Raw genomic sequence first — 23,383 nt, 5'->3', positions numbered from 1 at the left:
CTTCTGTAATACCATTTGTTCCAGAGCTTTTATCCCCCCTTTAAGTAGTCAATGGGTGAAACTTTCTAAAAAAGTGCATTTCGAAAAAGCTGAGAGCTGGTTCACTTTTTTAAAATCCCTCAATCCATTTTCTGAATATTAAGTTTATAAGCGCTTACATATTAAATCTGGCTGTAATTCGGAAATAGAATGGGAAGTTAGCGTGAGGTCTGCTGAAATCAGAATAGTAGTAATGGGTCGATCAACGGGTCACTTAACAAATTAGAGTATTTCACTTGAAAAGCGTGATGCGATCGTGTGGTGTGTGGATTGGATCTTCTGAAAAAAGTATAACAACCCCTCCATTTGATTTCAATGAAATTGATTTCATATTATGAAACACGTGAATGCATCGGTTTAACAACCCCCTTGCCGCATCGATATATGTTCGCCGAGACAAGACCTCTCCCCGCTGCATAAGCTGTTAGTAATCGATTAGTTGGGGGTGACAGGTTGGCTAAAACGGTGAAAAGCAAGTATCTGTCCGAAAACGAGCAGAAGACGATTCGGCGGTGGATACCCATTATGATCAAACAGAAATCGCGGACAGAAGAACAAAAAGAAAATCGGGCCAAAACGTTCTTGAAGCTGCGCTACAAAATACTTGGCTCCGGAAAAACAAGAATCGTTTATGATCTTAAGAACGGTTATGTGCTCAAAATCGCAATATCAAGAAGAGGCTTACGAAGCAATCAAAGGGAATATGACATCTACACCCGCTGTTCAAGAAGAATGCGAAGATACTTATGCCCGGTAATGGAGCATGGACATGGGTGGATCATTATGAAAAAGTTAAAACGGAGGGCGGTATTGTCGGACAAGGATGAAATGACGCTATCTAAAATCAGAAATCGTTTCTTGAAGGAGAAGATCGTCGCGCGCAGCCTTCGCGAGAAAAACCTGGCGCGTTACAAAAAACGCTTCGTCGTCATTGATTACGGAAGCTTCCGGTTTATCAATCAATATGCTGAAGAGGCATAACCGCTGATACGGATATGCCTCTTCATTCATTAGGATAAGCTTAGGCGCTGATGTACCATAGCAGCCAGTTCATCCGTCGTCTCCCATACTAATGGACGAATGAGCTCCGAGTGAACAGGCAAGCGGTTCGCCTCGCCGTGCGGCAGGGTCCATATCACCGTCTTGTTCATCCCGAGCGCTAAACCGGCCGCAAAATAAACCTCCGGAGAATGTCCGGTCAAATCAGCGATCACCAGCTTACACTTGGACAGGAGCTGTTCCATGTGATCGCCCGTTTGACCGGCTTCCGCCTTTTCGATCACATGAGGGAGATAACCGCACTGCTCGATCGTCGGAAGCACATTTACCGACCATTCCGGGCGCTGCTTGTCCACATCGGGCAGCAGCACAACACAAGGCTTGTACGACCTGCCTCTGCCGCTGGCTACCGCTTCCCTCCACCCTTTCTCCGTAAGCTTGAAGGTCGAGCCTTCCCGCTCAAGCGATTTCTCGTCCATCAGTTTGGTAATAATATATACGAGTTCCTGCAAATTAGGAGAATAAGTCAGGTTGAAGCTTTTGGAAAGCTGCCTGATTACGACAGGCTCGCCCGGCTTGCTGGTATGTCTGTGCAAATATTGAAGCAGGCGATACCCCTTATCCTCGATGGTAACCGGCCTGCGCGGATCGGTCTCAATCGCGTTCAGATCCTCCCCGGCAAGAGCTACCGTTTCACCGCAATCCGTCTGCTCCCGTATATGAGCGGAAATGATCGGGAACATCTGTCGTTTCGTCTCATAGGAAAGCGATTGGTAAAACTCAAAGCTATGATTATGGAGTCCATAAGATCCGTCAGGAGAACAGCAGCAGCTAATGTACCAGTCGCAATCGTCTATCGTTTCTACTTCTACGGTTTCATTACAAAATAAACAACGTTTCTTTTCCAAGAACGATCACCCCTTCCCTAATACATTCGCACATTTTACAGGATTATAGGGTGATAAGGTCATTAATATTTTCTAATTGGGAAATGTTGCATCGGTTACATACCGTCAAATAAAGACTGTTCGGCTTTATTCGGCCAGTCTGCTCCTCTCTCCCAACGCAGCGTGAAAGCTTCGTGCCGCCTGTTTTCCGGACATGCGTTAAGGTCGCCAAAATACCGCTCGATCGCGAAGATCTGGGATTGGTGTGCGCGCAGCGCCTCAGCCTTCACGTTCCATTGCGGATTTGTATCCACTGTTATAGCCGGCTGTCCCTGAATCGCATCGATGTCTTCACGGATTCCAGCATAGTACAGCTTCTCTACGGAAGGGCATCTTCCACTCAATACGGCTGAAGTTGTAATCTGAGAGATCGCGATATGATCGGGATGATAGTTCCCTCCGTTTTCAGGAAATGTCACGATGACCTTCGGGCGATGTTCGTTGAGAAATCGGACAACCTGATCCACGAACATCTGCTCATCTACCGTGTTCAGCTTGCCATCAAGGTAATTCAAATACGTAATATTCGAAATGCCCAAAATGTCTGCCGCTTTCTCCATCTCCTTCTCCCTCATCACCGCCAGCTCTTCATTTGAAAGATGCGCGGCACGACCATTCTTTTTGCCTGCATCGCCTTTGGTTGCAAGCAGAAGGACCGGTATATGGCCCTCATCCGCCAATTGCCTTATCAAGCACCCGCTAAGAAAGGTTTCGTCGTCGGGATGTGCATAGAGAAATGCTACCGTTTGCTTCATTGCTGCCCTGCCTCCTTGTGTTCATTATTCATGTTTGAAAAAACACCACCTGTCCCGACTGTATAAGGTACAGAAGGTGCAGATGGTGTTCTATGCCTCTTCTACTCCTGCTCTGGAGTAACAGCGGTTTTACTGTTTAACGATCTTTTCTTCAGGAGCAGCCAGATTTGGCTGGCAATAAAAATCGACGAGTACATCCCGAAGATCAATCCCAGCGTCATGGCCAGCGAGAACAGCTTGATCGATTCACCGCCCATAATAAAGAGGATAAGCGAAGCGGCCAATACGGTCAAGCCGGTATTGATCGAACGCGCCAATGTCTGCGAGATGCTCGTATTCACAAGATGTGAAAGGTCTTCAAAGGTTTTAACTTTGGCAAATCGAAGATTTTCACGAATCCGGTCAAATATTACGATCGTATCATTGATGGAATAACCAATGATCGTAAGAACGGCGGCGACAAAAGGCAGATTAACCTCAAGCCGGAAGATCGAAAATACGCTGACAACCATGAACGCGTCATGCAGCAGCGCAACGATCCCCGCCAGTGCAAAACGCCATTCGAAACGTAAGCTGACCAGAATGATGATGCCCAGGCTGGCCACAGCCACAGCGATGATCGCTTTGACCCCCAGCTCCTGCGCGATCCCTGGATCGACCGTATTCTCCTCAACCGAAACTTTTTCGCCATAAACCTTCTTGAACTGCTGAATAATGCGGTCCACATCACCTTTATCCGAGCTTAATACCTGTTCGAAACGGGCCGAAATGCGGCTGTTGTTATCGCCGCCGATCGTCACCGACGCTGGTGTAATGCCTGCGTCAGTAATGAGCTTCTCCGCTTCGTCGTGCGTGATCGACTGCCCGATGGAGATGTCCAAGCTTGTGCCGGCTTTGAAATCCACGCCATAATTCAAGTTGAACAGCAGCAAGGTCACAATGCCTAGTACTGTGATCAGCGAAGAGAGCGCGAAAAAGAAATTACGGCGTTTCACAAAGTCATACAGCTTGTAATACGGCTTCTCATCAGCTTTGTTTTTGGACAGCGGCCTGACGTCCGCTTGCTTCACCCCGAAATATTCCGGTTTGCGGATGAGTTCGCTGCGGACCAGTAAATGAAGCAGAAGCTGTGAAAACGACACGTTCGTCACCATACTAAGCACATTACTCAAAATCAGGGTTAACGCAAACCCTTGGATGGCACCTGTGCCGACATAATATAGAACAGCAGCCGCCACGATGGTCGTAAGATTCGCATCCAAAATGGTACGGAACGAATTTTTAGATCCCGCCCGCAGTGACGACAACAGGCTTTTGCCGCTTCTCAGCTCTTCCCGTATTCGTTCTGCAGTAATGATATTGGCATCTACCGCCATCCCGATTCCGAGCACAAAGGCTGCAATTCCAGGCAGCGTGAGTGTCGCCTGCATCCAATAAAACAGCAGCAGCAGGCCCCAGCTGTAGACGATCAAGGTTATGCTGGCAATCAGGCCCGGTACGCGATATACGACAATCATGAATAACAGAATGAAAATGGACGCTATGGTTCCCGCTAACAGCGTTTGCTGCAGCGACAGCTGGCCTAGCGTAGCCCCTACGGATTGGGTGTACTTTTCCGTCAGCTTTAGCGGCAGTGCGCCAAGATTGATCACATCCGCCAAATTCCGCGCTTCCTCATGGGTGTAATCGCCCTCGATAATCGCCTGGTCGCTGTTGATTTCCTGATTTACAGCAGGCGCTGAAAGCTGTGTATCATCCAGATAAATGGCGAGTTTATTGTTGGGTACATTCTTCGCAATCTCTCTTGTAACCTCAGCGAATTTTTGGGCATCCTTCAACGAGATCGTGATCGTCCATCTGCCTAATTGATCCTGATAGATGTCCGCCCCGCCCTCTACGAAATCACTGCCCCGCAGTTCTACTTTGCAGAACTCTGCTCCTTCCTTACAGCCTCTCATACTGCGAAATGTAAGCTCCGCAGGTTTTTTCATAATTTCCCGAACCGTTTTTTCATCCGAAACACCGGCAATTCTCGCTCTGATCCGGTTGCTTCCCTCAGGAGTTACCTCGGGTTCGGCAACGCCGAAGGCATTCGCCCTTTTTTCCAGGCTTTTGGCTGTCTCCCTTAACGCTTCTTTCGTAATGGTGCCGCCTTCTACAACTGGCTGCGCTTCATACAAAATTTCAAAGCCGCCTTTCAAATCAAGGCCCAATTTGATGCCGTTAATAATCGTTGGCATCGTCGTAATGACGATTGCAGATGTGAGGATAATCGTTAACACAAAAGCCAGTATTCTTTTCATATTCATGTTGTTTGTTTCCCTTCTTCATTAAATATCGCTTAGCTGTGCGTTATGAAATGGAGCGGAAGAAGAAAACAACATAATTCGATGTAAATTTCACAGGATCCAGCATTAAATGCTTTAACCGCAAGGCAATCGAATTGTTCAGATGCTTCGCGGAAATCACATACAATAAAACGAATTGAAGCATCAAAATCGCATATTGATAAAATCCGGAGGAAATGAATTTTTGTCCCCCATGCTGCCTGGTTATCGTTTCGAATTGGCCTTCGTGGACTGCGGAAATAATCGGGGAATCGGGCAAGTACACTTTATCCCCGTCAGCAGCAAAAGGCACAAGGGTTGAATAAGCAAGGAGGAAGATAACAAAGAATATCCCTAGGGTCCGTTTATCGATCTGGTTCCAATAATTCATCGTTATCCTCCTTTGCACTGGTCTTCGAATATAAACACAAAAAAAAGCACTGGTAACCCAATGCTTGTAGGCCGTGAGTCCTGTTCAGTAAAGCCTGCGAGGTGAGCAAAGTAAACTTATGGTTCCCCCGTTTTCCAAGAAGATTCAGCTCTTATGTCATTCAATGAATACGATTATACCCCTTTTTTCTTTAAAAGAAAACCCGTTTTACGGCGCCCACCAATTCCATCTTCCAAGCAGTCTCATTAGGGAGGGAACCAAGATCATCCTGATGATGGTTGCATCGATAAAGATGGCCGACGCGATGCCAATTCCAAGCTGCTTAACGCCCGCAACGTCTCCAAATGCGAAGGGAATGGTTACCGCGATCATGATCGCAGCAGCGGAGGTGATCATCCTGCCCGTTGTGGCCAGTCCCATCCATACTGCTTGGTCATTATCCTGTGTTTCCCGGTATACCTCATAAATTCGCGAGATCAGGAACACGCCGTAATCCATACTGATGCCAAATACCAAGCCGAAAATAAACACGGGGATCATAATGGCGATGCTGCCAGACTCCATTCCCAGGTGCCCGCCTTCAACAATCCACGCTAATATACCAAACGAAGCCCCCAAGCTCAGGAGATTCATGGCCATTATTTTAATTGGAATCAGTACGGAACGGAAAGCGATGAACAACACAATAAAATTGGAAATCAACACAAATAAAAGGACATCCTTTACATGTTTAAAAATCGCATCAAAAACTTCCTGCTGGTACTTTGCCTCTCCTCCGATTAGAAAACGGATGGCTCCCGTCTCCCCTTGACGCTCCCAAGCGCTGATCCAATCCTTCGCTTGCTTTGATGACGGTGCACCCGCTATCGTCACATGAACAAGCATTCGGTTTCCATGAACAAATCGCTGCAGCACCGGTTCATATTTTCGTTTCAAGTCCGGCCTTTGCAATAAGAAATGAAGCTGCTCGGGCGGCATTTGCATATTGCTGAATACAGAATCCACGCGTTGTACATCCGGATCGCGATTTAACCTTGCTATGAGAGCAGCCGTTTTGATCCAATCGGCTTTGGTAAAGGAATAAGCGCTGCCCTGAACAATGAGATGAACTTGCGAGACAGAAGCTGAGACGAAATAAGACTGATATGCCTCATCAGCCCTGCGGGATTCATAACCATGCGGTAAGGAAGCGGCATCGGGAATACCTAGTGTCATCCGGCCCAAAGGCAGCAAACAAGCGATTAACAGCAAAGAAGCCAGCAGGCCCATTCGAACAGGCCTTCTCATCACATACCGGTAGAAAGAATGCCGCCTAACCTTGTGCCGACCGGCGGCGAGCGGTTTGCTCTCTGCTTGAATGGCAGGCCAGATCATCGACAGAAGCGCCGGAAGCAGAGTCAACGTCAACAGTAATGAAACCGTTAATACCGCCATCGCCCCTAGAGCTACAGTAGTAAAGATCGGCAGCGGAATAAACAAAATCCCAGTCAAGCCTAGAAATACGCAGGCCGCTGATAATACAACGGCTCTTCCGGCAGTCTTCATTGTCACAGCTAATGCCGGTTCAACAGCGCTTTTTGTTAATTCCTCCCTAAACCTGCTGACCACGATCAAAGCAAAATCCAGCGTTAGCGCAAGCCCCACCATGGGAATGACATTCAATACAAAGTTAGACAGCTCTACCTTTGTCCCCAGCCCATACATTAGTCCCATCGTTCCGGTAACCCCGATGATCCCCATGACAATGGGGATCAAAGCGGACACAATCCCTCCGAACGCCCACCATAGGATAAGAAAGGCAGCCGGGATCCCGATCAGTTCCGCCTGCCTCATGTCATGGCGGCTGGCCTGGTTCACATCCGCCTGTACGACGGATTTTCCCGACATTTTCACGGTGATATCCCCAGATCCAGGCAGCCGCCTCCGAATCTCCTCCAGCACGGGTTCGATCTCATAGGAGGGCTGCTTAAAAACAAGCAGCGCATAAGCGGCATTCTCTTTCAGCATCCCCTCGATCTCGAGCGGAGAGGCCGCTTGCGGCAGGCCCTCGATTCCGTGGAGCTGCTGCAGCGCTGTTTGTATAAACCGGCGGAATTGCTCCTGGGAAACGTGATCCTCTTTCTCAAACAGAAGCAGGACCGGGTCCTCCGGAATATGAAAATCGGAAACAAGAATCTGCTGAACCTCCCCATAAGCGCCATCGGGGGTCAAGCCATGATCCTTCAGCACATCGGGCAGTTTAGGGGCGTAATAACCGAAACAGACGAAGAACAACGCCCACAGCAATATAATGGGCTTTGCATATCGCACGGAGATGAGGGCAAGCAGATGATATCCCATATCGTTGCTCCTCTGTAATCATCTAATCGCTGTCTTTTAGACGTGTCGCGCGTATCAAGCCTGCCGCCAGCCCTGGCGAAAGCCGCGCTAAGCTTAAAAGCAGACGGGGCAGGACAGGGACGCCCGACAGTCTTTGGAGGAGGCTTCCCCACCGCAGGGGGGCGCTGAATTCCCGCACGATCGATCTGCTGTATCCTTGCTTCCACTGAGAAAGCGAGATCTGACCGCGCAGGTAGCTGTCTGCGTATGCGGCGCATAATTGGGAGGAGCGCAGCGCCATCGACATGCCATCTCCGCAGAGCGGAGGAATCATTAACGCCGCATCCCCGACATGGGGGAGTAAGCCCCATGCAGCCGGCTTGCGGCTTAGATTAACCGGGGCTGTGGCTGCTTGAGTCCCGGGGATTGGAACGGCTTGCGCCAGCCTGTCGTAAAGTTTCGGGTTTCTGCGCGCCGCGCCGTCGATCATGCTCAGAATCGTTTTCCCTGAATTCTTAAATGCTTGTTGTTTTAACAGTGCCGCGACATTGAAATGTCCGCCTTCAACCGGGGAGATACCTAGGTACCCGCCGGAAAAAAAATAAAGCTCCACAGCCGGCTGCATATCAATGCCGCTAAAGTGCGATTTGACGCCCATATACGCATTCCGTGCGGAATGACGGCGATCATCCCGGAAGCCCGAACGAGGATTGGCTCCCCAGGCGGCAATAACCGCTCGTGCTTTAAAGGTCTGAATACCACTGTGCCGTTTCGTCACTATATGATATCCCTCATCGCCTGAGGACACCGAAGTGACCGTTGTGCCTGCAAGCAGCTGTACCCCTGAACTTACAGCCGCATTGTGCAACATGGGATCCAAAACATAACGGCTTACCCCCAGCGCTGTGCCGGGCAAAGGAATTTCCAAGTCCTCCCCCTCGCTGAAGCGCAGCCTCACATAGTTAATACTGCTCGGAAGCAGCGCTTCCACCGGATCACGCAAGCCGAATCCGTTCAACATCCCCTGTGCTTCCGGGGAGATAAATTCTCCGCAGACTTTATGCCGCGGGAACGCTTGCCGGTCGATTAGTAAGGTTCCCCATCCCTTATCCGCCAAAGCTTTGGCCAAGCTGCCGCCAGCGATTCCCGCTCCGATCACCACCGCATCCAGGTTATGGTTCATACCAATCCACTCCGTTGATTAATATTGACCCTGTTATTCCGGATGACGGCGGCATACCGGAATAACGGTCGCCAGGCAACAGACATCTCCGGTCCGCCAAGTTCATCTCTAAGCTGCTGCCAATCAGCCAAGCGAAATCCTTTTGCAACGGACAGCGGCCCGTCATGTCGAATATACCGATTCGTTGAGATCATCCGTACCGCAAGCCATACTGCAGACCAGGCGATCCAATGCCGGTGGATATCATTAATGACTACGCCTAACCGGGATCGGCGCAGCATGTTAGCTACCACGCCACAAAGCTCATGCGATGCGAAATGGTGGATAAATTGCGTCCCGGTAATGATGTCCGCACAAGCTTCCGGCAGCATAAACAGATCACATCTCATCACCTGAACCCGGCGTTCGTGATGAAAGATCCGCCTTGCCTCTTCGCAAGCCTCTTCAGTCCGATCGACTAATGTAATCGTAAGGTCTATGTCCTGCCTATCCGCCCAGCGCAAAAGCTCCCGGTTCACTTCTCCGGATCCCGCTCCGATATCCATGACGGACAAATGCCGCGGTTTTTCCGCTTCGCCCCACAATCGCTGTACACCGTAAAGCGTAGGTGCCGCAGCACCGAAAATCCGGTTAAGCCGTCGAAGATGGGCAAAGGCTTCGCTCAGCTCCGGACCGCCCTGCGAGAAATCATCCATCAATTCGGGCTGCTTGGCCCGCTGCTCAAGTCCTCTACACACAGGCACTGCCGCCTAACAGCGGCTCTGGTATCTTTACCGGAGCAAGATAAGTGAACTTGAGCAGTTCGGCGGTAAGGCCGGGCCCGAATGCCAAAGCGATCCCGTTCGCCGCTTCGGTGCCCAGCTCCTTCAACTCGCGTCTCATCTCGTTAAGCACGAATAAGATCGTAGCAGAGGACATATTTCCGTAATTGCGAAGCACGCAGCGGCTTGACCGGCTTTGTTCATCGGTCAACCCGAACATGTCCTGCAAAATATCGACGATCCCTTTGCCTCCAGGATGAATTGCCCATAGCTCAGGTTTGTCATCTCCATCTATTAATCGTTCCACCTCTGCAGGAATGAATCTCCCGATCAGCTTTGGAATGTTAGGGGAAAGATATAGATCAAACCCATGATCGCCTACCTCCCATACCATCTCATCGCTCGAATCCGGCAGCAGAACGGAATGATCTGTCCCGAGCTTAAAGATGCCGTTATGGCTCGATCCTGCCCGTCCGACCACGCAAGCCGAGGCACCGTCGCCGAACAGCGCAGCCGCGAACAAAGCCTTCCGCCCTCCGCCCGGCTGCATGTGAAGCGTGCATAACTCCACACAGACGATTAATACTTTAGCAGACGGGTTGCCTAATACGAGGTGCCGCGACAAGCATACCGCCTTTAAACCGGCAGCGCATCCTATAAATTGAAGCATAATCCGGTTCACATCAGCAGCTAACCCAAGCTGTACGGCCAATGCAGCATCTATGCCCGGAAGGAATTGCCCGGTGCAGCTAACTGTAATCAGATGTGTAATGTCAGAAGCATCCGCCTTTGCATCCAAAAGCGCTTTTCTCGCCGCATCCAGCCCAAGCGGAACCGACTCCCTCTTGTAGGTTTTCATTCGTTCGGAGGTTGTCGGAACCCCTCTTAATGAAGTATGCGAAAAATACCGGCAATCAGGAGTGGATTCAAGCAAATTAGGCTCACAGGTATAGCGGGACTCTACAGCACACTGCTTGAAAATTTTTTTTGCCCAACGTGAGGAGCTTGGATCTTCCCTTAATGCGTCTGCTACGCGTTCCGCTGTTTCGGCCTGATCGATCCGAAAGGCCGGCAGCGCCGTACCAATGCCCAAGATCGCTATGCTTGAAGACATATGTTCCATCCTCCATCCATCCCCTCTTGTTCTATTTTAAAATCCAAGTACTGGGTACTTGAAGCTCGGACAAGGCTGTTGCTTTAAACATGTCTATTCATCGATTTATCTCATTATGACGACAGCCCATAGCCGCAATGCAAAAAAACAGCCCTTTATTAAGAGCTGCTGTGTACGAAACGAATCCCTGGTGAATGACAAGCTTATAAGGGTTCTGTTGTATAAATGTGTGCGAAGGTGATGTTTTTTAAAGGCTTAGCGGCCGGCCCTTCCAGCACTTCTCCGTCGAAGGAGAATCTTGAACCGTGGCAAGGACAATCCCATGTCCGTTCTCCATCATTCCACTCCACCTCACATCCCATGTGTGTGCAGGTTGTATCTACGATATGTAATTGGCCTTGTTGATCCCGGTATGCGCCGGCTCTCTTTCCATTTACTTTAACAACCGCCCCTTCATCGTCCTTCAGCTCTTCCGGCTTTTTGTAGGTCATTCCCAGTTTGCCTGTAATGTAATGTTTGGCCACATTTGCATTTTGGACGATGAAGGTTTTCAGGCCCGGATCGGCATGAAATTTTCTCGAAGGATTGAACAGCTCCTGATAGGGGCTGTCTGCGCCGGTGATGAGCTTCTCCAGCAGCAGCGCCGCTGCCGTGCCTGTGGTCATCCCCCATTTTTTGTAACCTGTAGCAATATAGATATTTGGAGTTCCTGAAGTCGACTGCCCGATATAAGGAAGCTTGTCTAAAGTGATTAAATCTTGCGCAGACCAACGGTAACGGATCTCTTTCAACCCGAAATGCTCTTCTCCGAACCGCTTCAACGCTTCGTAATGCTTGATTGTGCATATGCCCTGACCCGTTTTATGGCTTTCCCCGCCGATCAGCAGCATGTTCTCTCCGTCAATCGACGTTGCCCGAAGGGAACGTTTGGGCTCGTCTGCGCTCAGGTACATTCCTCCGGGAAAAGCCTTGTTCGTCTTCACTCCGAGCACATAAGACCGTTCCGTATGCATTCTCGTGAAGTATAAGCCGCCGCCTTCATAAAAAGGAAAATGGGATCCCATAACAACGCGGCTGCATGTGATCACATACCCTCCGTTGGTGATGACAGAAAAACGTTGATTTTTGGTGATATCCACAGCTGTGGTATGCTCGTAAATCCGGCCTTCCCGCTTGATTATCTGCAACACTAGATGGAACAAGTATGCGACCGGGTTGAATCTCGCCTGTCCTTTCATCACAACGGCCGCTTTTGTCTGAAAGGGCAGCGGTGTCCGGTCAACATAAGCACCGGGTATGCCCAGCGTTTCATAGGCTTTATATTCGTTCGTGATTTTTTGGATGGATTTATCGGCATTCGTGTACACATAAGCATCTTCCATATGGAAGTCACAATCGATCTGGTGCGTTTCGATCTCATTCCTGATGAATTGCAATGCTTCCACATTAGCCTGATAATAATGCTGAGCCTGTTCGATGCCAAAGTGAGCCATCAATTCATCATAGATCAGGTCATGCTGAGCCGTGATCTTGGCTGTCGTGTGTCCTGTCGTTCCGTTCAGGATTTGTCCAGCCTCAATCAGGGCGACCTTGATTCCTTGTTTTGAAAGCAAATAAGCAGTCGTTATGCCGGTGATTCCTGCTCCGATGATGGCCACATCCACCTTGATATCATCTGAGAGCTTGGGGAAGTCCGGGAGGCTTGCAGAAGCCAGCCAGTGGGACTTTGGATACTGCGGCAGGTCTGCTTGCCGGTCATGGCGTTTGTCCATTCTGTCATCCCTTTCTCTTGATCTGTTTGCATGTGATCCGGTCATCGCTGCAGATGATATGGAACCGTCGCGATCACTACGTCTTTTTGATTGAATAAGTAAGCTCTGAGAAGCAAGCTGGTCTGATTGTGCAGGATATAATGCCACCAGTGCTTGGTGATGAATTGCGGAATCAATACGGTGATATGATCGGTTTCCGCTGTTTTCCACTCGACCGTTTCGATAAATTTCATGATAGGCCGAATAATGCTCCGGTAGCTTGAGCGCAGTGTGATTAACCGCACCCCCGGATTCCATTCCTCCCATTTTTTCTCCATGCGCTCGATGTCATCATCGTCAAAGCCTACGTATACGGCAACCACATTCTCCGTAAGCGACTTCGCATAGCTTAGTGAATTCATCACCACCCGGGTAATGCCGGCGACGGGAACGACAATCGTGCTGCCTTTAATGACCGGCTTGTCTTGCTGCATATTAATTCTTAGCTCACTTGCTATATTCATGTAATGACGGTGAATCTGGAAAAAGAGAAGGATGACAATCGGTAAAAAAACAAACACTGTCCATACTTGATTAAATTTAGTGAAAATGAAAATGAGCGTGATTGCCAGCGTGGTTAACATCCCGATCGTGTTAATGGCAAAACGGAACACCCAACCTGACGTCTTCAGCTTAAGCCAACGAACCATCATGCCAAGCTGGGATAAGGTAAAAGGAATGAACACCCCTACCGCGTAAAGCGGGATCAAATTTTCCGTATGACCATCAAATGCAGTGACAAGGATCGCTGAGAATATGCCCAGAAAAATAATGCCGTTGGAAAAACCCAAGCGGTCACCCCGTATCATGAAAGCATTAGGCATATATTTGTCCTTAGCCAGCATGAAAGCAAGCAGAGGAAAAGCCGAGTATGCCGTATTGGCAGCGAGAAACAATATTAATGCAGTAACGCCTTGCACGGCGTAATAGAGGATGCCGCGGCCAAAGGTCGCCGCTGCGATCTGGGATACCACTGTATTTTCCGGATCCGGCTTAATCCCATACCAGTAGGCAAGCAGGCTGATGCCGATAAACATGGTCCCGAGTATCGTACCCATCATCACCAGTGTTGCTGCTGCATTGCGTTCGGCAGGCGGCCGGAAGTTAGGAATTGCATTGGATACCGCTTCAACCCCGGTTAATGCGGAACATCCGGAACTGAATGCCTTGAGAAGCAAGAACAAGCTAACGTTCGATACCGCCGTCCCGATCTCCGGCACTTCGGCATGAATGCCGCCGGTTATATATTTGAACACTCCGGAGACGATAAGCACAAAAATGGCTATGACAAAAAGATATACGGGAATAGCAAGAACGGATGCAGACTCGGTAATGCCGCGAAGATTCATGATTGTCAGAAACAGAATCATAGTCAGCGCAATAAGCACGCGATCATCATGCAATGCCGGAAAGGCCGAAGTAATGGCGTCGGTTCCCGCAGAGGAGCTCACCGCCACAGTCAATATGTAATCAACAAGCAGCGAACCGCCTGCGAGCAGCCCGGTCGAAACACCCAGATTATCTTTCGCTACAATATAAGCTCCGCCGCCTGCCGGGTAAGAGAAGATCGTTTGGCGATACGACAAAATTAAGATCAGCAACAGACCCAGAACTGCGAGGGAGATCGGAATGGAATACCAAATCGCTGCAAATCCTGCCGTCACCAGTACAATCAGAATTTGCTCGGTACCGTAAGCGACCGAAGACAGGGCATCCGATGATAAGACGGCTAGAGCCTTAAGCTTACTGAGCTTTTCAAGCTCAAGTTCAGTACTTTTCATTGGACGTCCGATCAACAAACGTTTTAACCTGCTGGGCATCGCGTATCACCTCTTCCTCATCATTTACTCGTCACGTTGTGTAGGGTTTCCTGTTTCAGGGCCCATTATGTTATGACGCTGCTGAGGTTAGCTGACGTATTCTGCCAGCAGTGCAGTGATGGAAATCTCCTCGGGAAGCCTATGCCCTGAAATGCCGGGTATCTCCCTCGGCTTATATTCGATCAGATCGGAGGAATAGATGGACACAAACATTCTTCCTCCAGCCGCATAAGCCCGTATCAATATGGGTTGGTTGTAGTGGTTTTGAAATACAAAATCCGGCCCATACCAGCTTACTGTGGCATCGCGTCCGGGAAGCACGTACGGAACATTCCTGCTGTGCGAATATCGTTGTACAATTTTCAATCCTGCACGGTCCGTGGCATTAAACAGCGTGGAGGAAACCTGGCAGATTCCCCCGCCGATCCCTTCGGACAATTCCCCTCGTACGATAACCGGCGCTTGCAAATATCCCTTCTCCTTGGTGCGCTTGCCGACAACCTGATTAAATGAAAAAGTCTCCCCGGGAAAAACAACCACATTATTAATGGCCTTGGCTGCAAGCGTAATATTGTGAGAACGGTTTTTGTTCCTCATATTAAAATAAGTTACATATTGGCCGATTGGCTTTTCCCTAATTTGCGCAAGCAATTCCTGATCCACTTTTGGATATATTGTTTCCCGGGGAACAGCGATCACAGAAAATCCTTCACCGAAGTAATAGTTGAAAAACCGCTGTGTAAACCGCTTGCGGTCCAACCGCTGCCCAAGCTGCTCGGGTATGATTTGCCCTTGGCCGTTGATATGGGCGTTTTGCGGTTCTTGATAGATGCGCTTATCCAGCAGGTTTAACAATGAATCGAGTTTTTCCAGGTCAATCATCGATGTTCCGGGTAAAGTAAATTCATCGCGGTCAACGGTAATGGCAGCCTGACCTTGAAAGGTAATGATGAGCTGGTCAGGCCCATTTCCCGAAGGGAGCAGCAGCAATAATCCGGCCAACCATAGCAATTTCAATCACCGCACCTCGCATATCATTCATTTCATTGCCTTGGACTATTATGGGCAATGTTGTCGTTATTATGCCCCATAAAAAAAAGAGCTGCTATGAAAGCAAGCTCTTAATGGTTAGTAGAATATATCCGGTCAAACTCTGCAGCTGCAGTAAAATCAAGCTCAGTCAATCCGCCGGCATTCCATGAAGTAAGCCGAAGCGTGATCAGCTTATAATCGATGGATATAAACGGATGATGATTGATCCTCTCAGACGCTTTCGCCACTTGATTCACGAATTCGATGCCATCCAAATAACTGCGAAACCGGTATTTCTTGACGATCCACTTCACGTCCTCCAGACGCCATCCTTCGGCTGCTGCAAGCCTTTCATCCACTTGATAGCCAGACAATTTCATTCCGTTCCCTCCCTGTTTCTAATCTCTCGATTTACTTAGGAACGATGTACGTCACTTGAAATTCAATCCGGAGCATTTCCGTATTACGCTGGGTATTCCTGTCCGCCCTCTGCTGTGCCTCCATAATATCAAAATACTTAAAGTACAGCTCTGCATCCTCAAGATTTGGGGTAATAAACGGTGATTCTTCGATATAATACGTGCCGTCCTCAAACTTAAGCACGTGTCCGGTTCTGATTTTTGCCATGAATTGCATCCCCTCGTCTCTTCACTCGTATTTGTTGTCATTTTATCATTATTTCTGTGTAAGGAACTGTTTTTTTTCGAGTAAAGCCAGCCTGCCCGGCGTCCGGTTCACAAAATAGATGCTGACCAGAATTAATACCAAACCTGTTAACAGTGAAAAGGTAAACGGTTCGTTCAAAAAGAGGGTACCAATCAGAATGGCTACAAGCGGAATAAGAAAAGTAAAAGATGCCACCTTGCTTGCCTCTCCCGAATCAATGAGCTTGTAGAATACAAGCCAACCGATTGCAATGACAAATACCGATATAAACAATAGGCAAAGAACAAAGGGCAGGGTCCAGTTGATATCGGACCAGCTCTCCATGCTGGAACCTGCAGCAGTCATAAACAGGCCGCCTGCAGTCAGTTGAAGCGACACAAGCCAGATCGGATCTACAGAAGGCCCCTTTTTCTTTACATATACGGTTCCCAGTGCCCACGTTAACGCCGAGCCCAGAGCAAGCAAGATGCCTGCAATGGATATATGGCCGGACAATCCTCCAATGCTGATAATGCCAACACCGGAAAAGCCAACAATAAGTCCCAGTATTTTTAAGCCGTACATGGCCTCCCCGAGCCACATCCATGAAAATAAGCCAACCATGACCGGCTGCAGGAACACGATGGCCGAGAACAAACCGGCCGGCAGGTAATTTAACCCGATCGTTTGCAGACCGTAATACAGCACGACATTAAACAAAGCGGATATCAGATAGATGCCCCATGTTTCTTTGAAATGCAGCCGCTTGTATCTGGGAACCGCGATAAATAACAAAAGAAAACCACCCAACAATGTTCTCAAACCCGAGAAAAGTACCGGTGGCGTGTAAGACAGTGCAATTTTTGATAAGGGCCAATTGATTCCCCATACGGCAACTAAAAAAGCGATCAGCAGCACTGTTTGCGGCCGAGTAAGTTTTTCCATGAATGTTCTCTCCTTGTTGTCTCTATCCACTTTATTATATCAACTCACTATAAAAAAGAAAGAGAACAACAATTAAAAACCGTTTAATATAATGGCATTCGCACCAGAAAAAGCTTAATGGACGAAATTAAGAATCGCGATGCCGATGGCGCAAACAACGAGCACATATAAGCCGTTATCGCGGAGCCCGACCTCCAGACTTGATTTTTTTAATAGCGTACTGACCAGGAGATTGATCGGATTAACCGGACTCAGTATAGAAGAGGCTGACCATGCGAGCATGATCACCATTGCCAAGATCTCTTTCGAGGTCCCGATCATGACCGGGTCCATCTGCGTGGCAAGCACGGTAACGACAACCACCTGATGGATGCCTACAAAGGTAACGCACACCATCGTGACAAGAATAAATAAAGCAAATAATAGGAATGAGGTTTGCGCCACATTCGCCATAAAGACATTGATACCTTCGCCAAAGGTGGTGCCTCTAAGTGATTGCCCGAAAAATCCGGCACTGATATACATGATGATCTCATTGTTCATAATGGGCACTGCTTTGTCTTTATATTCCACGAGATGATGTTTAAAGGGACCCCACTGCCTGGAGTACAGCATCCATACAGCCGGAAATAGAAGCGATAGAAGACTTACCAAAACAAGCATGGACCAATTGGTTATATACTCAGCAGTAATGGTGACGGCCATTAACGTAAGAATAATGAAAGGAAGCGCCTTGAGTTTTTGGCGGTGAACGGCGGTAACCTCTTCGACTTGATAATCTTCCGCTTCAAGCTGCTGCTTCTTCGACCAAATGCCGAACATGACAATGCCTACCAGCAAAAATAACACAGCTAATCCGATGCCGTATGACATATAGTCTACGACAGACACCTGCAGATACAATAAAGTAATCCCCACTGCCGCATAATAAGGCGACCAGAGGATCGTCGTAGAGAAACCTACAAGGTACGCTTTGGATAAAAACGTTGCCTTCAAACGCAGGTCCTTGATTAAGTCATGAATGACACGAATGGAGCCCAAATTCAAGATCGGGCCTAGAAAAAAGAGAACCGATGTAATCCCCGTGAACAATTTTATCGGGCTATTATGTAATCTTCTAAGGTAAACTAGTATGGAATCAAAAAAACCGCCCATTTTAAAAGGGATCGACAGCAATGGGACAAGCACGATTAACGTAAGCAAGGGCAGATTGGATGTGATGCCTTGAGCGGCTGCCTCCAATCCTTCTCCTTTTAGCCATGTTAACACGATGCCCGCTGCAAACATGATAAGGCTAAAAATCCGAGGCGTCGTCCTGGCCAGTGTAATGCTTCCAAAAAACGCAACGGCAGCAAAAACCGCCAAAAGAAATAACAGCCAATCCGATGGAACAAAATATTGAATTAAAAACAAAAGACACATGAGTAAAATAAAATAACTTCTCATTCCGAGCACCCCTATCGCTATCCAAAAGTTGATTTTTATATGCTTGGTATATTGTATACCTTAATTTGTCAGGGTTGTCTGCATGGAATTCAAGTTTCATAGGACTTATCGGCGTTAGATTAGTTACCACTTCATGTTTGGTATACCAAAATTCTCAATCTTAATACTATAGAATATCCACAAAATCGTCAATACCAAGAAAATTGAAAAAGAAGCCTTGCACGTTCAACCGCAAGACTTCTTCTTCAAACCGTCTTAATGAGCAGCTGCCGCGGTTTCCTTGGTTTTTGACTCATGGTACAATGTCGCGACGGATTTTGCCGTGAAGCCGGCTTCTACAGTTTGTTCCTGACTATTTCAGCACGATTACTACGCGTTACAAATTGTTATAATGACTTTGCCCGTACCAAGTCATCAGCGTTGGAAGGATAAGGGTACAACACGCAAGCACAGTCATGCCGATCGCCCCCCTGTAGTTTTTTTGCTGCCAAAGCTTAGGAATTAAACTCCCTGTGTAGACGGTTCCCCATATGGAACCCAATATAACAAACCCATAATTTGTTATTGTCTGAATCAATGCATTTTATCCCCCTCTATGGCAGGACCTACTTGTCCGCCGTGCCCTCGTAACTTGAAGCTGGTTTCCACCTCATAATGAACATCCTTTATTCGATCCTTCCACCTGAAAGCTTCCCATTCCTTCCATGTGGAGAACGTTGACTTTACGTGGTTATTAATTCGATAGCAATCCGTCCCCCACTGACGAAGTGTTTTATTAAGGAGTTCAACCGACTGGTTCTCTAATTGGCTTTGGATGGATTGCTCCAGTTTTTCGATACTTTCCGGCAGTGTGTAGTCCACCGGTGTCTGGACACTGATCAACTCTCCTTCCATTGCTGCATGAAAGCTGACGGTTACTTCATCGCCGCTGCGCGTTACTTTGATCTGACACTGCTTTTCGGCTCTCATATTGACGCTCAGCATTAACTTTTCATTGGACGGATCGCGAAAATCCCAACTCGATCTAATAAATTCACCGCGAAGCATGTTAAGAACACGAGTTTCTGAACCGCTGAGGAACCCTTCCAGAACAGCGCTCTTATAAACCGCCGTCCCAAAAAACTCCACAGGCACTTCCCCTTTTCTACGCAGGCGCCCTGCATATACCTTGCTGACATCCGGCTGACTTGCTTCTGCATCGGATTCATCATTTTCAGAAGACAGCTTTACGCTGCCCTTTTTTATGTCCGGCCGTGGCGCTGACAGAATCGTAATCGCGCCGGCCCCCATATTTTCAATATCGACAATAAACTCATGAAATCGGGCTCTGTTCGGTATGATGTCCCCAATATTATTAGGGTCCAATTCCAGCTCGAACCATAAACTTATATCCTGCTCTGTCGTTGGAAGGATATTTTGGATGTAGGTCTCCGCCTTGCCTCTCGTCGTAATAATATTTACGGTTCTCCGAAATTCGCGATTACGCACCGCTTCGCTCAGCAGCGGCATAACGCCCTTGCGTCCCATATCTTCGCCTAGTATAAAAGCTTTCGAATGAATAAGGGTTAGCCTGCGCGCAATAAAGCTCTGGCTTACCCGCAAGGCCGATGCGATATTAGAGCCTTCCACAGTATGTACCGCAATCGTTTTCTTCGGGCCCCCATCAGAGCTTTGTCCTCCGCCGCTGGAGCCGCCGCTTGGCGTTTTTGGTACGGCAAGGGCAAATGTGAACAAGTAATCGTTTTGTGGTCCGGGATCAACGCCAATCGCGATGACAAAAGCCATATTTTCCGGATCCAGACGATCCCAGCAGCCTGTAAGCAGAGGCAGCGACACTAGGATAATTAACCCTATATGAAACACTTGCTTATATCGTCTCATAGCTGCCTCCATTTGTTCCGGACAATACCTGCTAGCCATGTCATTAATGGCAAACCTATGGAAAAGATGGAACCATAAGTTCTAAGAAGATCACGATCCCACATTACCGCAGTCATCACACTGGGCGGCAGCATTGCAAAGCTATATATGGAGATGGCCAGCGGAAAGACAAGCGGCTGATGTTTGGGCAGGCGCATCATTTGCGATAATGTAGCAGCCGTACAATAAAGCGCTACAGAAAGCTTTATCACAATACTAATAAGCCAGACAACTAGAAATATGCTTTCTACTCTTTGGATCCAACGCCCTAAAATAATGATCCGGCTGATTTCAAGAAGTGGAACGTTAATTCTCGTAGCGCTTGGATACGGAAAGATGTAAAGGTAAACTATGGTTGTACAAAATAAAATCACGGAAGAAACCGCGATACACCACCATGCTGCTTTCCCCCACTCCTTTGCTTTTCGCATTCTTGGCATAAGAAATCCAAAGACAAGCAGCTCTGAAAACAGGGAGCTTTTCACAACTCCCATCGTCAGCACACGAGACTTGCCCGTCCCCCAAAAAGGGGATAAGGCATGCGGTTCCGTATGGGTCATTAATCCGCCGATAAGCATAATGACCACACTTGCCACAATTAATCCGACCGTTAACCAGCATATGCGCCCCAATGTCTCGATTCCGGAATGAGCAATTGCCGCAACGGGGATAAGAAGCGTTAACAAGATGATTCTCAGCGGGGTTCTGGGCAAAATATCTGTCACTAAAATTTCCGAGAATTCCCGAAGAACGATAAATGTGATCATAAAGAAAAAACCAAAGTAAGCAAAATTGACCACGCTGCCCAGGAAGGTACCTAATATCTCTTCAGTTGCAGTGATTAAAGTCGAGCCTTTGGAGCCGTTCTTGATCACGCCGCGAATTGCCCACCAGCACAATGGGCAGAACAAGACAGCGATAAGCACAATTATCCAGCCGGCTGTTCCCCCAATTTCTGCCATCGATCGCTGAAACGGAAGGAATATTTTCGTAATCACAAAAATAATCCCTATGGCCGCCGCCTCGCGAGCTCCGATGTGATGTATCCTCACTTCTTCGCTCCCCCTTGATCCTTGGTTGGGTTTTCCGATCCACCTTCGATGTCGGATACTTTTCGTATCTGTTTGGGACGAATTGTAATCGGGCGGTATTTTTGTTTCTTAATTGATCCCCTAATAATCGTGTCGTTGCTGGGCTTGTGAGGCGTGATCGGAGAGAGATTCGGCACGCCGAACGAATTGCTTGCCGCCCGAAAGGACCACAGAATAATCGATACCATGACAATTCCGATCAAACCGAGAAACGAAGCAGAGAGCAAATATATAAAACGAAGTATCCTTGTTGCAAACTGCATGTTATAATTCGGGATCGTATAGGATGCCAAAGCTGTCGTCGAAGTAATAATGACCACGATGGGACTTACGATGTTGGCCTGAACTGCCGCTTGGCCGAGAATTAGCGCTCCCACAATGCCGATCGTTGGACCAATGACGCTTGGAATTCGGACACCGGCCTCACGAATCAATTCAAACATCGACTCCAGCATGAAAGCTTCCGCTGCTACAGGAATCGGCACGCTCTCTCGGGTACCGGCAATGGCTAGAATCAATGTTGTGGGCATCATCTCCTGATGATAATTGGCTATTGCGACATAGACAGCGGGCAGATACAACGAAATAAAAAAACCGATCGTCCGAACGATGCGAAGAAACGTGCTGTAAGGCCAGCGAAGATAAGCATCCTCCGCAGTTTGCAGGAAAAGCGGAAAATGACCGGGAACAATCAAAGCAAAGGGTGAATTGTCAACAATGATCCCCACAAATCCTTCGGCAATTTGTGCTGACACCCTGTCAGGCCGCTCCGTACTCATTATGCTTGGATAGAATGAGTTGTTATTTTCCTCGATCAGCTGTTCGATCGTTCCGCTATCGCCGATGTAATCATATTGAATGGCAGCGATGCGTTGACGTACATTTTCAACAAGCTCGGCATTTGCAATCGATTTTATATATACAACAGCGATCTCTGTCCGCGAGAGTGTGCCTACATAACCCATTTCAACAAGGAGATCGGGCGTACGCAGCCTGCGCCGGATCATCGACAAATTCGTTTGAATATCTTCCGTAAAGCCTTCATGGGGTCCGCGAACGACGATTTCGGTTTTCGGATTATCAATCGCCTTTTTCTCCCAGCCTTTGACTTCTACGATAATCGCAGCGTTCAAACCGTCCACGAGTAAGACTGCGGAACCCTTCAAAATATCGTTTGCGATTTGCCGAAGTTGGCTGCTTTCAGATACCTGTCCTTCCGTGACAAATTGTTGAATGAGCATACTGGCATCCGGTTGAAAATCCTCCTGTACGTCCATTGTCATCAAAGGGACCAGAACGCTTCGGTTTAAATGCGCCCAATCCACCAGACCTTCGAGGAAGATGACGGCCGCTTGAAAAGACGTATGGCCGATTACTACCCGGCGAACGACGAGCCCGCGGTTTTGGGGATAGGAAAAATGCAGCTTGAACCAATCCACGCTGGCTGTGAGATTCGAAGGAAGCGTGCCAAGATCCTCGATCAAACTGTCGATCTGAGGCAAGCGTTCAGTCTTTACATCCGCTTCTCCCTTTTGTGTTCCATCCCTAGGCTTATCTTCCCAATGTCCGAGCGAAAAAGATGGCTGCTTCTCGGATAGATCCGTAATGATGTATTTTTTGAATGTTTTCCAATTTATCATTTCGCTCATTCTCCTGTATCTCTTGCTGCGGGTTATGCTGTTTAACATTACCAGTTGTTAGGGCTGCTATACAGTTGAATAAGTGTTAACGCAATACCGACAAGAAATCAGCCACATAATCAAAAGCATTTCTACGGCCTCCTGAGTGACTGGCTAGTTCATTTGAAATAATTGGGTTCATTATTTCCTATTTTCACG

The 23,383-nt window shown here is 48.1% G+C and carries 19 protein-coding genes; 1 reads left to right on the top strand and 18 read right to left on the bottom strand.

Features of this window, described 5'->3' with window-relative positions:
• Window positions 1-492: 492 nt before the first annotated feature.
• The gene (locus IEW11_RS16575; protein ID WP_188532189.1) at window positions 493-1,020 is read left to right on the top strand and encodes a hypothetical protein; all 528 of its coding nucleotides are present in this window, start codon (window positions 493-495) and stop codon (window positions 1,018-1,020) included.
• 29 nt (window positions 1,021-1,049) lie between these two features.
• On the opposite strand, the gene IEW11_RS16570 is transcribed toward IEW11_RS16575, so the two are convergent.
• The 18 genes from IEW11_RS16570 to IEW11_RS16485 form a co-directional block, all read right to left on the bottom strand.
• Window positions 1,050-1,946, bottom strand: coding sequence for a hypothetical protein (locus IEW11_RS16570; RefSeq protein WP_188532188.1), 897 nt, complete (start codon window positions 1,944-1,946; stop codon window positions 1,050-1,052).
• Window positions 1,947-2,041: 95 nt separating this feature from the next.
• Window positions 2,042-2,740, bottom strand: coding sequence for a PIG-L deacetylase family protein (locus tag IEW11_RS16565; protein ID WP_188532187.1), 699 nt, complete (start codon window positions 2,738-2,740; stop codon window positions 2,042-2,044).
• A gap of 101 nt (window positions 2,741-2,841) precedes the next feature.
• Complete coding sequence (gene secD / locus IEW11_RS16560) at window positions 2,842-5,049, bottom strand: protein translocase subunit SecD (RefSeq protein ID WP_188532186.1); 2,208 nt, start codon at window positions 5,047-5,049, stop codon at window positions 2,842-2,844.
• A gap of 43 nt (window positions 5,050-5,092) precedes the next feature.
• Entirely contained in the window at window positions 5,093-5,458 is a 366-nt protein-coding gene (locus tag IEW11_RS16555) for a hypothetical protein (RefSeq protein WP_188532185.1), read from the bottom strand.
• A gap of 207 nt (window positions 5,459-5,665) precedes the next feature.
• On the bottom strand, window positions 5,666-7,798 hold the full coding sequence (locus IEW11_RS16550; protein WP_188532184.1) for an MMPL family transporter: 2,133 nt from the start codon (window positions 7,796-7,798) through the stop codon (window positions 5,666-5,668).
• 22 nt (window positions 7,799-7,820) lie between these two features.
• Window positions 7,821-8,960 carry an NAD(P)/FAD-dependent oxidoreductase gene (locus IEW11_RS16545; protein WP_188532183.1) on the bottom strand — a complete coding sequence of 380 codons (1,140 nt, stop codon included), beginning with the start codon at window positions 8,958-8,960 and terminating at the stop codon, window positions 7,821-7,823.
• Complete coding sequence (locus tag IEW11_RS16540; RefSeq protein ID WP_229725356.1) at window positions 8,957-9,697, bottom strand: methyltransferase domain-containing protein; 741 nt, start codon at window positions 9,695-9,697, stop codon at window positions 8,957-8,959. The genes IEW11_RS16545 and IEW11_RS16540 overlap by 4 nt, the downstream gene beginning before the upstream one ends.
• Window positions 9,690-10,844 (bottom strand): type III polyketide synthase, encoded by a 1,155-nt coding sequence (locus IEW11_RS16535; RefSeq protein ID WP_188532182.1) that lies wholly within the window; start codon window positions 10,842-10,844, stop codon window positions 9,690-9,692. Before IEW11_RS16535 ends, IEW11_RS16540 begins: the two co-directional genes overlap by 8 nt.
• Window positions 10,845-11,038: 194 nt before the next feature.
• Window positions 11,039-12,607 carry an FAD-dependent oxidoreductase gene (locus tag IEW11_RS16530; RefSeq protein WP_188532181.1) on the bottom strand — a complete coding sequence of 523 codons (1,569 nt, stop codon included), beginning with the start codon at window positions 12,605-12,607 and terminating at the stop codon, window positions 11,039-11,041.
• Window positions 12,608-12,648: 41 nt separating this feature from the next.
• The gene (kimA, locus tag IEW11_RS16525; protein ID WP_188532180.1) at window positions 12,649-14,466 is read right to left on the bottom strand and encodes a potassium transporter KimA; all 1,818 of its coding nucleotides are present in this window, start codon (window positions 14,464-14,466) and stop codon (window positions 12,649-12,651) included.
• Between the two features lie 87 nt (window positions 14,467-14,553).
• Complete coding sequence (locus IEW11_RS16520; RefSeq protein ID WP_188532179.1) at window positions 14,554-15,483, bottom strand: VanW family protein; 930 nt, start codon at window positions 15,481-15,483, stop codon at window positions 14,554-14,556.
• A gap of 104 nt (window positions 15,484-15,587) precedes the next feature.
• Complete coding sequence (locus IEW11_RS16515) at window positions 15,588-15,878, bottom strand: 4a-hydroxytetrahydrobiopterin dehydratase (RefSeq protein WP_188532178.1); 291 nt, start codon at window positions 15,876-15,878, stop codon at window positions 15,588-15,590.
• Between the two features lie 31 nt (window positions 15,879-15,909).
• Window positions 15,910-16,125: a hypothetical protein gene (locus IEW11_RS16510; protein ID WP_188532177.1), complete on the bottom strand. Its 216-nt coding sequence runs from the start codon at window positions 16,123-16,125 to the stop codon at window positions 15,910-15,912.
• 48 nt (window positions 16,126-16,173) lie between these two features.
• Window positions 16,174-17,088 (bottom strand): DMT family transporter, encoded by a 915-nt coding sequence (locus IEW11_RS16505; RefSeq protein ID WP_188532176.1) that lies wholly within the window; start codon window positions 17,086-17,088, stop codon window positions 16,174-16,176.
• Between the two features lie 114 nt (window positions 17,089-17,202).
• Window positions 17,203-18,534 (bottom strand): hypothetical protein, encoded by a 1,332-nt coding sequence (locus IEW11_RS16500; RefSeq protein WP_188532175.1) that lies wholly within the window; start codon window positions 18,532-18,534, stop codon window positions 17,203-17,205.
• A gap of 573 nt (window positions 18,535-19,107) precedes the next feature.
• Window positions 19,108-20,415: a Ger(x)C family spore germination protein gene (locus IEW11_RS16495; RefSeq protein WP_188532174.1), complete on the bottom strand. Its 1,308-nt coding sequence runs from the start codon at window positions 20,413-20,415 to the stop codon at window positions 19,108-19,110.
• Window positions 20,412-21,506, bottom strand: coding sequence for a GerAB/ArcD/ProY family transporter (locus tag IEW11_RS16490; protein ID WP_188532173.1), 1,095 nt, complete (start codon window positions 21,504-21,506; stop codon window positions 20,412-20,414). Before IEW11_RS16490 ends, IEW11_RS16495 begins: the two co-directional genes overlap by 4 nt.
• The gene (locus IEW11_RS16485; protein ID WP_188532172.1) at window positions 21,503-23,185 is read right to left on the bottom strand and encodes a spore germination protein; all 1,683 of its coding nucleotides are present in this window, start codon (window positions 23,183-23,185) and stop codon (window positions 21,503-21,505) included. Before IEW11_RS16485 ends, IEW11_RS16490 begins: the two co-directional genes overlap by 4 nt.
• Window positions 23,186-23,383: the final 198 nt, after the last annotated feature.

The sequence above is a fragment of the Paenibacillus abyssi genome, from assembly GCF_014640295.1.
Lineage (GTDB): Bacteria > Bacillota > Bacilli > Paenibacillales > Paenibacillaceae > Paenibacillus_D > Paenibacillus_D abyssi.
This window is presented reverse-complemented; position numbering and strand designations above follow the sequence as displayed.